The organism is Niabella drilacis (genome assembly GCF_900101395.1).
GTDB classification, from domain to species: Bacteria; Bacteroidota; Bacteroidia; order Chitinophagales; family Chitinophagaceae; genus Niabella; species Niabella drilacis.
The window spans coordinates 73,667-85,951 of sequence record NZ_FMZO01000015.1; the positions used below are offsets into that span (position 1 = coordinate 73,667).

At 48.3% G+C, this 12,285-nt stretch carries 9 protein-coding genes and 1 other RNA gene; all 10 read left to right on the forward strand.

The annotated features are described in order from the left end of the window. Positions 1–278 precede the first annotated feature (278 nt). The 10 genes from BLS44_RS20730 to BLS44_RS20780 all read left to right on the forward strand — a co-directional run bounded on the left by BLS44_RS20730 (position 279) and on the right by BLS44_RS20780 (position 12,277). Positions 279–848, forward strand: a complete 570-nt coding sequence (locus tag BLS44_RS20730) for a 5-formyltetrahydrofolate cyclo-ligase (RefSeq protein WP_090392195.1) — start codon at positions 279–281, stop codon at positions 846–848. Continuing rightward, positions 838–1,929, forward strand: a complete 1,092-nt coding sequence (lpxK, locus tag BLS44_RS20735; RefSeq protein WP_090392149.1) for a tetraacyldisaccharide 4'-kinase — start codon at positions 838–840, stop codon at positions 1,927–1,929. Before BLS44_RS20730 ends, lpxK begins: the two co-directional genes overlap by 11 nt. After that, positions 1,914–3,911, forward strand: a complete 1,998-nt coding sequence (gene rnr, locus BLS44_RS20740; protein WP_090392150.1) for a ribonuclease R — start codon at positions 1,914–1,916, stop codon at positions 3,909–3,911. Before lpxK ends, rnr begins: the two co-directional genes overlap by 16 nt. A 222-nt stretch (positions 3,912–4,133) precedes the next feature. After that, positions 4,134–5,099, forward strand: coding sequence for a polyprenyl synthetase family protein (locus BLS44_RS20745; RefSeq protein ID WP_090392151.1), 966 nt, complete (start codon positions 4,134–4,136; stop codon positions 5,097–5,099). A gap of 57 nt (positions 5,100–5,156) precedes the next feature. Beyond that, a complete protein-coding gene (locus BLS44_RS20750) occupies positions 5,157–6,842 on the forward strand; it encodes an amino acid permease (protein ID WP_090392152.1) in 1,686 nt (561 codons plus the stop codon). A gap of 564 nt (positions 6,843–7,406) precedes the next feature. Continuing rightward, entirely contained in the window at positions 7,407–8,429 is a 1,023-nt protein-coding gene (locus tag BLS44_RS20760; RefSeq protein ID WP_090392154.1) for a Smr/MutS family protein, read from the forward strand. Between the two features lie 329 nt (positions 8,430–8,758). Then, positions 8,759–9,183, forward strand: an RNA gene (gene rnpB, locus BLS44_RS20765) — RNase P RNA component class A. Positions 9,184–9,349: 166 nt separating this feature from the next. Further along, positions 9,350–10,507, forward strand: a complete 1,158-nt coding sequence (locus BLS44_RS20770; RefSeq protein ID WP_090392155.1) for an esterase-like activity of phytase family protein — start codon at positions 9,350–9,352, stop codon at positions 10,505–10,507. A 5-nt stretch (positions 10,508–10,512) separates the two neighbouring features. Further along, positions 10,513–11,334, forward strand: a complete 822-nt coding sequence (locus tag BLS44_RS20775; RefSeq protein ID WP_090392156.1) for an SGNH/GDSL hydrolase family protein — start codon at positions 10,513–10,515, stop codon at positions 11,332–11,334. Positions 11,335–11,413: 79 nt separating this feature from the next. After that, on the forward strand, positions 11,414–12,277 hold the full coding sequence (locus BLS44_RS20780) for an SPFH domain-containing protein (RefSeq protein WP_090392157.1): 864 nt from the start codon (positions 11,414–11,416) through the stop codon (positions 12,275–12,277). Positions 12,278–12,285 lie beyond the last annotated feature (8 nt).

The following is a 12,285-nucleotide window of genomic DNA, read 5'->3' on the forward strand; positions in this document are numbered from 1 at the left end:
CTCAATCCGGTGAAAAGAGGGCAAGCCGGAACGGGATCAGGCACTGGAAGTGCCTCGTGTTTGTAGCAGGGTATTCAAGAGAAGATCCCGGCTCCTGCAGGAGCCGCGTAACATTGTCCGGGCAAAACCAACACGAGGCTCCCAGGGGAGCCCGGTTGATGAAACCGTTCGCATTTGTTATAAATACAACGTTGCCCCGGAGCGGATCAATATTGCAACCGGATGTGTTTGCCCCGGCTCATTACCTGTTTCTTAGCGGTTTTTCAGTATTTTTACGAATGCTAAAGTCGGAGGCAAGAACAGCATATCTGGAAAAGCGTGCCCGGATCACATTAAAACAACAGGCAATCTGGGACGACCTGCTGCTGATACAGGTGCAGCAGTTACCCCTGCCGCCTTTGCATGCCGTATTCAGTTATGCCGCTATCGAACGGCGCAAGGAGATCAGCACCGATGCGATCTTAAGTTATCTTGAATTCCGGAATCCCGGCATGCAGGTAGCATACCCGGTTTATGATGCTCCCACTTCCCTGATGAAGGCGGTTTGGGTAGATGACAATACTTTATTTGGAGTGAATGAATTCGGCATCAGCGAGCCGCTGGAAGGGCCTGTTGCGGAACCAGCAGAGCTGGACCTGGTCTTTGTACCGCTGTTATGTTTTGATGAACGCGGATACAGGGTCGGATATGGAAAGGGCGTGTACGACCGGTACCTGAAGGAAGTGCGTCAGGAAGCCCTGCTGGTTGGGTTAAGTTATTTTGAACCGGTTCCGCAGATTGCCGATACCGATAAATTTGATGTACCTTTAAATTATTGTATCACGCCGCAGCGGATTTATGAGTTTTAAGAACGTTATCAAAAAAAAGAACAGACTACTATTACCCATCTCGTGGCTCTATGTTGCAGGCGTTCGTATTTTCAGCTTTTTATATGATTCGGGCATAAAGAAAAGCCGCGCATACCCGCTCCCGGTTATCTGCGTCGGGAACCTTTCAGTGGGAGGAACCGGCAAATCCCCGATGGTGGAGTACCTGGTCCGTTTGCTCAGGGACCAGTATCGCCTGGCAACTGTCAGCCGGGGATATGGCCGCAAAACAAAGGGCTTCCTGCTGGCCGGCAACGGCGCTACGGCTGCGATGATTGGTGATGAGCCTCTGCAGTTTCATACAAACTTTCCGGATATCACCGTTGTTGTTTCAGAAAAGAGAGCAGTGGCCATCGAAACATTGCTCCGCACGGTCAACCCCGGGGTTATCATACTGGATGATGCTTTTCAGCACCGGGCCGTTACAGCAGGCTTTAATATTGTGCTGACGGCCTATGACAATCGTTTTCCAACGGATGATTACCTGCCGGCGGGGCAGTTGAGAGACCTCCGGTCGCACTATAAAAGAGCCGATTGCATCGTGGTAACCAAATGCCCGGCTGATCTTACGATCAGAGAGCAACAGGAGATTACCCGTGAAATAAGGCCCCTGCCGGAGCAACAGCTGTTTTTCGCTTCCCTGCAGTATGGAACACCGTACCCGGTTTTTGACGGGCAGGAATGGGCGCCGGATCGTATTAACACCCTGCTGCTGGTAACCGGTATTGCCAACCCGGAGCCCCTGAGAAAAGAGCTGGACCGGTACGGCAAAGAGATCCGGGAGTTTTATTTTGAGGATCATTATGATTTCAAAGAACAGGATATTGCCCGGCTGCTGGCGGCTTATGCAGCCTTTAAGGCAGGCACAGCCGCTATTATAACCACCGAGAAGGACCGGGCGCGGCTTGTCAGGTTCAGGGAACAGTTGCAGCGGATCGCATTGTTTGCTTTACCGGTACAGCATTGCTTTTTGTTGGATGAGAGCGAAAAATTCGATACCTTGATCAGGAAATTTATTCAAAACTTTGAAAAACCGCATACGCTTATATGGCAAAAAAAATAAAGAAAAAGAAAAATAAATCATCTTCCGGCAGTGAGCAGTTGTTGAAGGGAACGCTGGAGGTAACAAAGTCCGGAAGAGGCTTTGTGATCGTACCGGGGTTAGAGGAAGATGTACTCATCCGGCCCGAAGACCTGCGCAATGCAATGGATGGCGACGTGGTTCGTGTAAAGCTGACTTCCGGGTATGATGTAAAGCTAAAAGGTAAGATCATGGAAGTGGTACAGCGGAACCGTACCGAGTTTATAGGAACGCTGCAGCTGAACCGGGGATTTGGTTTTGTACTGGGCGATAAAGAAAAAGGGCTTCCCGATATTTATATACCGGAGGAGCATCTGAATGGCGCGCTCAACGGGCAGAAGGTAGTAGCAAAAATGCTGCGTTGGGAAAAAGAGGACAAACGTCCCGTAGGCGCCATCATATCCATATTGGATGAAGCGCATGCCGGGGATATTGCAATGAAGGAAACCCTGCTTGAAAAAGGCTTTCCCCTGTCGTTTTCGGACGAAGCGATGGAAGTGGCCAACCGTATTCCGGATGCCATTACAAAAGAAGACCTGGCAAAGCGGAAGGACATCCGCAATATTCTCACATTTACGATTGACCCGGAAGATGCAAAGGATTTCGATGATGCGGTTTCGTTCCGCATATTAAAGAATGGGAACTATGAAGTAGGCGTACATATTGCCGATGTAAGCCACTATGTAACCCCGGGAACAGCCCTGGATGAAGAGGCCTACCAGCGGGCTACCTCCGTGTACCTGCCGGACAGGGTAAATCCCATGCTGCCGGAGCATATATCAAATGTGTTGTGCTCCTTAAGGCCCGATGAGGATAAACTGACCTTTTCGGCGATCTTCCAGTTGAACGAAAAAGCCGAGGTGAAACAGTACTGGCTGGGGAAAACGGTCATCCGCTCAAAGCGGCGCTTTACTTATGAGGAAGCACAGGCGATCATCGAAACGGGGCAGGGAGATCATGCGGAAGTGATCGGTATTGTCAATAAGCTGTCCCAGCGGTTACGCCAGAGCCGTTTCGATGAAGGGGCCATCAATTTTAATTCGACAGAAGTACGCTTTAAACTGGACGAGAAAGGGGTACCCACCGGCATTATGCTGAAAGTAAGCAAGGAGGCACACCAGCTGATCGAGGAGCTGATGTTGCTGGCCAATAAATACGTAGCGGAGACCGCCTCAAAGGTAAAGATCAATAACAAAACGTTACCGTTTCCTTACCGTATTCACGATACGCCCGATGAAGAAAAGTTGCTGCCCTTTGTAGCATTTGCACATAAGTTCGGGTACAAATTTGATATCTCCAGTGCCGAAACGATTGCAGCATCTTTCGACAAGCTGCTAAAAGATATAAAAGGCCGCCCGGAAGAGGCGGTATTACAGCAGCTGGGGATCCGGACCATGGCCAAGGCCAAATATACTTCTTCTAATATCGGGCACTACGGGCTTGGGTTTGAGAATTACTGTCATTTTACCTCGCCTATACGCCGTTATCCGGATATCATGGTGCATCGCATCCTTTTGGAGATCCTGGAAGATAAAGCGCGGATCGATAAAAAGCTGGAAGAAAAATGCGGGCACTGCAGCGAGCGGGAACGGGCCGCTATGGAGGCAGAACGCAGTGCTAATAAATATAAGCAGGTCGAATATATGCAGCAATTTGTTGGAGAAGAATTTGACGCCATTATCAGCGGGGTTTCTAAATTCGGGTTCTGGGCAGAAACGGTGGACCATTTATGCGAAGGAATGGTAAATATGACCAGTTTGGCCGGTTACGATTCATTTAAGCACTCCGAAGCAGATTATGCTATTATCGGTATGCGCACGGGTACAAAATTTACAATGGGCGATAAAGTGCGGATACAGGTGGTTGCAGCCAATCTTGAAAAGCGCTACCTGGATTACCATTGGGTACAGCCGGCACAGCAGAAAGCGCCCAAAAAAACGGCCTCAAGAAAAAAGAAGGCGTAGTAGCTGAAGGCGCCTGGTATTGGTTTTGGGTTCCAGGTTCAAAGCTTCACGTTAACTCCGTTTCATACCCGGTGGTCTCCCGAAGATTGGGGCAACTATTCCCTGTTCGCTATTAACACAGGTCTGACCCGTTGCATGCCCGGTACCGGGTACTCATTTCCACGTTTCCATATTTTCGGACCTTCAAATTCTGATTTGCCGAAGAACCGTTATTTTTGGATCATGCATACATTCGAAGAATTATCAACACTGTTCTCAGAAACATTTGAAAAAACACATTTTCCGAAGGAACCGCAAACTTTATACGAACCCAATAATTATTTTTTATCGCTGGGTGGAAAGCGGTTGCGGCCGGTACTTTGCCTGATGGCCAATGAGCTGTTCGGAGATATTCACCCCGATGCCTGGAATGTGGCAACTGCTATCGAATTGTTTCACAATTTTACATTGATCCATGATGATATTATGGATAAAGCGCCTTTACGCCGGGGCAGGCAGACGGTGCATAGCAAATACAGCGAGAGTACAGCGATCCTCGCCGGTGATGTAATGATGATCCGGGCATATGAATACATTTCCCGGATCGACCTGGCCCTCGTGCAGCGGATCCTGGAGTTGTTTAATCATACCGCTGTGGCGGTTTGCGAAGGGCAGCAGCTGGATATGGACTATGAGCAGCGCAGCAATGTAACAATGGAAGAATACCTGGAAATGATCACTCAGAAAACCTCGGTATTGCTTGCAGCCAGTCTGCAAATGGGGGGGATCCTGGGCGGAGGCAGCTATGGGAATCTTGATCTTTTATACCAGGCCGGAAAAAAGATCGGGCTGGCCTTCCAGGTACAGGATGATTACCTGGATGCATTCGGCGATCCCGAAAAATTCGGTAAACAGGCCGGTGGCGATATCCTTGCCAACAAAAAGACCTTCCTGCTGATAAAAGCACTGGAAGATGCCCGGGGAGGGCAGAAAGAAGAGCTGGATGCCTTACTGGCCGGTAACGACCCGGATAAGGTGAACAGGGTACTGGATATTTACCGGTCCTGCAAAATTGACGATTGGGCCATCCGGCTGAAACATCAGTTCCTCAATGAGGCCCTGCGCCACTTTGATGATATGGCGGTGGTTTCCAAAAGAAAGCTCCCGCTTAAAGAACTGGCCCAGCAACTCGTAAAAAGGGAAAATTAGAAGAACAAATCACTGAAATCCGTCATTTTATAATATTTTCACTAAAATTCATCATAGATGGGGGGCTCGATCTTTCGGAAAAAAAAGATAGAAAATATTATTGCTGAGCCGGAAGGGCAGGAGCATAGCCTTAACAGGATACTAACTGTAAAAGACCTTACGTTCCTGGGAATTGCTGCAGTAGTGGGAGCCGGTATCTTTTCTACGATCGGCAGCGCGGCCTATCATGGCGGGCCCGGTGTATCATTGTTATTTGTTATTACTGCGGTTACCTGTGGCTTTTCAGCATTGTGCTACGCCGAATTTGCCAGCAGGGTGCCGGTATCCGGCAGCGCCTACACTTATTCCTATGTAAGCTTTGGCGAAATTGTAGCCTGGGTGATCGGCTGGGCCCTTATTCTGGAATATGCGATCGGCAATATAGTGGTCGCTATTTCCTGGAGTGGCTATTTTAATAACCTGCTGGTGCATGTATTTCATATCCATCTTCCGGACTGGCTGCTGGTAGATCCCGAAACAGCGATCAACGCATATAACGATGCGGTAAAGACCCTCGCCGGAAATACTGCAGGGCTTACACCGGAAGATCTGAAGAACCACCGGTTTGCCATCGAGGCCTACAACGCGGCACCGAGGATCGGCAACATGCCGGTATTCCTGAACCTGCCTGCGTTTATCATTACTGCGCTTATTACCTGGCTGGCCTATATCGGGATCAAGGAAAGCAAGCAATCTGCCAACTTTATGGTGCTGTTCAAGATCGGGGTGATCATTTTTATCATCGTTGTCGGTGCGTTTTTTGTAGATACCAATAACTGGACTCCTTTTTTGCCCAATCGTTTTGAAGGGGTTTTAAAAGGCGTATCAGCCGTATTTTATGCGTATATCGGTTTTGACGCCATTTCCACAACGGCAGAGGAGTGCAGGAACCCGCAGCGGGATCTTCCCCGCAGCATGATCTACTCACTGGTGATCTGTACCGTTCTCTATATTGCGGTAGCACTGATACTGACCGGTATTGAAAATTACGCTTCATTCAAAAACGTGTCCGACCCGCTGGCCTTTGTTTTTGAAAAAAGAGCGCCCTGGGTGGAGAAGATCGTTTCTGTAAGTGCCGTGGTGGCCACTACTTCCGTATTATTGGTTTTCCAGATCGGTCAGCCAAGGATCTGGATGAGCATGAGCCGGGACGGGCTGTTGCCGAAAGTATTTCAGAAAATACATCCCCGCTATAAGACCCCTTCTTTTTCCACGATCCTTACCGGCGTTATTGTAGGACTGGGGGCGCTGTTCCTGGAAAGCGGCCTTGTGACCGACCTGACCAGCATCGGAACCTTATTCGCATTTATCCTCGTATGTGGCGGACTGCTGGTATTACCACCCGTTAAAAAGGAACCCGGCAAATTTAAGATCCCTTATATCAACGGGCGGTACATTATTCCTGTATTGCTGGCACTGTTTGTATACCTGTTCCGTGAGCGGGCAGTGACCTCCTTTGAAAATATCGGGAACGAAGGGTACCAGGAAGTTTTATTCCTGCTGTTCCTGGTTATTGCCACCCTGCTTACCATCAAAACAGTGATCAGCCGGTATTCATTTATCCCGGTAATGGGCGTTTTATCCTGCCTGTACCTGTTGATCGAAATTCCTGCCATCAGCTGGTTATGGTTCTTTGTTTGGATGGCCATCGGCCTGGTGATCTACTTCTTATATGGTTACCGGAACAGCAACCTGTCCCGGTAGCTAATAAAAACATGCAGTAGTTCCGTATACCGGAACCCGGGTCTTTGTATGTCCGTAGAGGTACGTAACCCTGAAGGGCAATACCGTTTACTTAAGGACGGCCACCAGGATTGGTAGCGCCGGCAGGCAAATACCGTTGGTGTCCCGTAGGACGCCCGGTGTCTATGCGGTGGCTGATAAAGCCGGTTTTTCAAATAACCAGGGATCTTAATCAACATCTGGCACCTGAATGGTCCGCTCCGGGTTCCCCCATCGCAGTTTTAAATCAGCAGTTTTGAATCCCGTTAGGTTAGCCTGACGCATATGCGGGTCTTTGGGGTGGAGCAACGGCAAACAGAAGCGGCTCCGTTCCGAATGCAGGTTGTATGCGGTATCATCATGAGAGGCCATTTCTTTATAAAATTTGGATGCGTTTGCCCGGTTGGGACTTCAGCCGGGAATCAGCAACTAAAGGGGGATCGCACACCTGCTTTTATACGGTACCTGCAGCAGTTTTTTGCAATAATTTGGAATGTACCCGCCCGGGCAAAAGCATAAATACCGTTGGGCAATGTATATTTGCGTGTGAAATATCAATTAGGCGATAAGGTGCTGATCCTGCATTCAGACGAAGAAGGGGTCATTGTAGATTTTATAAACGATAAAATGGTGATGGTGGATGTACGGGGAGTGAAGTTCCCGGTTTACCTCGACCAGATCGATTTTCCTTACTTCAAAAATTTTACGCAAAAAAAGAAACAGCCGCAGCATCCGCCCCGCAGGTTTGTTGAAGATCTCAAAAAGGAAAAAACGGTAGCTCCCCGGCAGGAAGACGGTGTATGGCTGAATTTTTTGCCGGTATCGGATACGGATGAATTTGGAGATGAAGTGGTGGAATTGCTGAAAGTGCACCTGGTCAATAACACGCGCAACGCCTATGGCTTTAAATATGCGCTGGGCTTTTTTGGCGAGCCGGAGTTCGAATTAAAGAACACCGTGCAGCCGTTCCAGAGTTTTTACATCCATGATGTGCCCTTTGAGGATATGAGCGATAGTCCTTCCTTCGAGTTTGAGTTTTCGCTGGCACAGCCCGATAAGCGGAAGGCCACACATTTTGAAACTTCCGTAAAAATAAAACCTAAACAGCTTTTTGCAAAGATTGAAGAGCTCCGGCAGAAAAACCAGGCTACCTTCTCTTATAAATTGTTTGATACTTATCCTGACAGGCTCCCCGAGCCGGATCCCATGGCGGTATCGCTGGGTAAACTGGGTGAAAAGTTTAAAGTATACAATGCAAAAGAAGCCCGCAGGCACCTGGAGCCCGCCCGGAGCGTGGTAGATCTGCATATTGAAAAGCTGACAGATGATCCCTCCCGTCTGAATAATTTTGAAATGCTGACACTGCAGCTGGATACCTTTGAAAAGTTTTATAACCTGGCCGTGGCCCATATGCAGCCCATGCTCACGGTGATCCATGGCGTGGGTACCGGCAAGCTGCGCGATGAGATCCACGATGCACTGCGGTTGAAGAAGGAGGTGAGCTATTTTGTAAACCAGTACCACCCTTCCTATGGGTATGGTGCTACCGAGATCCATTTCAAATATTAAGGGCTTCGAGTTGAAGAAGATGATATTTACAGCTATGCTATGTTGAATCTTTTTCCACCTTCAAAATTTATCAGGTTCAGCGATAAAAGACGTAATATGTTTGTACTGTTAAACAAAAGACAACGAAGGCCCAAAACGTCTTTCAGGCAATTTGCTGGCTACCTGTCAGACAATTATGATTTGATATTTAACCCGCAAAGATGATCCGGGATTTTTCATGCTCTTTTTACATTACACTTTTCACTTTTTACATTTCACATTACACTTTTTACATTACACATTTCACTTTTACATTTCACATTCTGCATTATACGTTTTACCTTTGCACCGTTACAAGCCGGGTTATCGCCTTTCGCGTTGCGATGGGAGGAAAGTCCGGACAGCGCAGAGCAATACACCGGTGAATAGCCGGGTGTTCCGCCACCGGCGGGGCAACAGACAGTGCCACAGAAAATAACTGTCCTGTTTTGGCAGGATGAGGGTGAAAATGTGAGGTAAGAGCTCACGGTATTTGACAGTAATGTTGAATACGGGTAAACCTTGTATGCTGAAATACCATGTAAATCCTGCTTTTTAAAACAACCTGTTTTAAAATGTGAGCGGCTCGTTTACAATTCGGTTCTGGTAATTATCGGAACAGGATGACAGGAAGGGTAGGTAGATCGATTCATTGAGGTAACTCTTTGAACAGATAAATGATAACCATCCCGCCCCGTGCGGGATACAGAATCCGGCTTACAGGCTTGTAACATTTTTTTAAAATACTGTTTGCACATCTGAGACTCCAGGTCGTCATACCATCATACCGCCCTGTAATCCGGGAACCGTTACTATCCCAGCTCGGGGAAATTACCATCCGGGTTATGCCGGGGATAGCGCTGTAAGCAAAAAAGATTAGCTTTGTGTCCAGGTTTAACAATATGAAATATAGCTCAATCCTGCTGTTTTTTTTCCTGGTCACAGGTTGCAGTATTCAACAAAAAAGCAACTCATCCGGAGCCGATCGCTCCGGCTCATTATCCATATCCCGGTTAAAGTTCCTTGATGTTTACGAGATCCCTTTCGGCCAGCAATACGAAGGTACCTGGGTGGGCGGCTTATCAGGGATCGATTATGACGTTGCAAACGACCGGTATTTTATCATCAGCGACGAGCGGTCGGCCACTACGCCCTCGCGCTTTTATACCGCAAAGATCCGCATAGCGGGCAACAGGATCGATACTGTTCTGTTTACCGGTGTACATACGCTGAAAATGCCCAATGGCAAAACGTTCCCCTCTTTAAAAGAAGGTGCACAGGAAGCGGCGGACCCGGAGTCGATCCGGTTTAATGCAGGCTCTGGCAGGCTGGTATGGTCCAGCGAAGGCGACCGGGCAGAGCGGAATGGTGTTGTAAATATTAAAGATCCCTGGATCTGGGAAACGGACCTGGAAGGAAACTACCTGGATAGCTTTGCCCTGCCGGCCAATATGCATGTACAAACGGTGGAGAAGGGCCCGCGGGTAAACGGCGTCTTTGAAGGGCTGGGCTTTGCCGGTCATTATCGCCACCTTTTTGTAAGCGTGGAGGAACCCCTTTATGAAGACGGGCCAAGGGCAGATGTGAACTACCCGGGTGCGCCGGTGCGCATCATAAAGTACAACACCGCTACGCGGAAGCCCATTGCCCAATATGCCTATTTATTGGACGCGGTTGCGCGGAAACCCAACCCGGAAACGGCTTTCAGGGTAAACGGTATTTCAGAGATCATGCCGCTGGATGACCACCGGTTGCTGGTAATGGAGCGGTCATTTTCGATGGGGAATTCCTACTGTACCATTAAAATTTATATGGCTGATTTAAACGGCGCCTCGGATGTTACAGGTATCAGCGGCCTGCACCAGGACAAAGACTACCAGCCGGCTTCAAAAAGGCTGCTGCTGAATATGAACGACCTGGGGCGTTATATCGATAATGTGGAAGGGATTACATGGGGGCCCCGGCTTGCCAATGGACATTACTCCCTGTTGCTGATCGCAGATAATAATTTCAGTAAGGATGAAAAGACCCAGTTTTTTTTATTTGAAGTAATTCCCTGATCAATATGAAGCGGATCATTTTCTTGAGCATTGTGTTACTGGCTGTTTATGGCTTTGGTAAAAAAGAAGTGAAATGGGTAGCCATCGGCGATAGTATTACCTACCTGAACGACCACCTGGATGAAACCGGTAACCGGGTTACCAAAGGGTATATGACCAGGGTAACGGAGCAATTGCCGTTTGTACGCTATATTAATAAAGGGTACAATGGCTGGACGGCGGGGGGCATTGCTGAGCGTTTCGATTCCCTGTATATACCGGAGGCCAATGTGTATACCATCTTCCTGGGCACCAACGATTGGTGGCAGGGAAGGCCCATCGGTACGTTAAAAGACTATGAAACCAATGCGGGGAATCATACGGTTTACGGATCGTTCCGGATCATCATCGATCAACTGAAAAAGATAAACTCCCGGGCCCGGATCATCCTGATCACGCCCATGAAACGGACTGATTTTGTGTACCTGTTTAACCAGAAAAACAATGCTTGGGGCTCCTACAGGGAAAAGAATGGACAAACCCTGGCCGGGGTGGCAACAGCAGTGGCGGATATCGGGCGGGCAGCGCATATAACCGTTATTGATCTTTACAATGATAAAAGGCTGGGTGAAAAAGAACTGGTGCATTTTAAGCGCCTGAAGAACCCGCAAACCGGTACCTACCAAAATTATAGCTATCCCGCATTTCAGAAAATACCCTTTAACCCGGAAACGGATGAATATCCCTACCCGGCAGCGGCTGTTGATCTTACCTATGACGGGCTGCATCCTTCTGATAAAGGAAACAGGGTGATTGCGGACCGGATTGTTGCAGTATTGAAGAAATAAATTGCTTTTGAAAATAAATTTTGGGAACCGGTACTTTCTCTGTAATTTCATGATATCATTTTAATATCAAATTAATACCATGGAAAAAGTTTTAAAACCTCTGTCCGGTTACCTGGCATTGATCATGGCACTGGTCGCAATAGGAGGCGGTATCTTCCTGCTTATAAACGCCGATAAGCAGATCGTTTCAATTGTGATCGGTGTATTGCTCATATTGCTGGGTGTTTTTTTTATCAAAGGACTCATGATCATACAGCCCAATCATTCACGGGTACTCAATTTTTTTGGCAAGTACGTAGGCTCCGTAAAGGAGAACGGGTTGTTTTTTGTAAACCCGCTTTACTCCAGCCATAATATCAGCCTGCGGTACCAGAACTTCCAGGGGCAAACGCTGAAGGTCAATGACAAAATGGGCAATCCGATTGAGATCGGGGCGGTGATCGTCTGGCAGGTGGGCGATACCTATAAGGCGGCTTACCAGGTAGCCAATTATATCGATTATGTACGTACTCAGAGCGAAGCGGCTGTCCGGCACCTGGCAGTAAGTTTTTCTTATGATAGTATGGAAGATGAGGAAGCCGAAATGACCTTAAGAGATGGGGGTGACCGGGTGAATAAGATCCTGGAAGAGGAGCTGGCGGAGCGGCTCGAACCGGCCGGGATCCTGATCCGGGAGGCGCGTATCAGTCACCTTGCTTACGCGCCGGAAATAGCCGGGGCCATGTTGCAGCGGCAGCAGGCTTCTGCTATTGTAGCCGCCCGTATTAAAATTGTGGAAGGCGCCGTGGGAATGGTGGATCTTGCATTGAAGAAATTATCATCCGAAAATATTGTAGAGCTGGATGATGAGCGTAAGGCAGCAATGGTGAGTAACCTGATGGTGGTATTATGTGGTGAAAAAGCAGCCACACCGGTATTGAATGCCGGCACGCTGTATCAATAAAAAACGGG

Excerpts from the sequence above, each read along its gene's own strand:
- lpxK (WP_090392149.1), top strand. The coding sequence starts at position 838 with ATGAGTTTTAAGAACGTTATCAAAAAAAAGAACAGACTACTATTACCC.
- rnr (WP_090392150.1), top strand. The coding sequence starts at position 1,914 with ATGGCAAAAAAAATAAAGAAAAAGAAAAATAAATCATCTTCCGGCAGT.
- BLS44_RS20750 (WP_090392152.1), top strand. The coding sequence starts at position 5,157 with ATGGGGGGCTCGATCTTTCGGAAAAAAAAGATAGAAAATATTATTGCT.
- BLS44_RS20730 (WP_090392195.1), top strand. The coding sequence starts at position 279 with ATGCTAAAGTCGGAGGCAAGAACAGCATATCTGGAAAAGCGTGCCCGG.
- BLS44_RS20745 (WP_090392151.1), top strand. The coding sequence starts at position 4,134 with ATGCATACATTCGAAGAATTATCAACACTGTTCTCAGAAACATTTGAA.
- BLS44_RS20770 (WP_090392155.1), top strand. The coding sequence starts at position 9,350 with ATGAAATATAGCTCAATCCTGCTGTTTTTTTTCCTGGTCACAGGTTGC.
- BLS44_RS20775 (WP_090392156.1), top strand. The coding sequence starts at position 10,513 with ATGAAGCGGATCATTTTCTTGAGCATTGTGTTACTGGCTGTTTATGGC.
- BLS44_RS20780 (WP_090392157.1), top strand. The coding sequence starts at position 11,414 with ATGGAAAAAGTTTTAAAACCTCTGTCCGGTTACCTGGCATTGATCATG.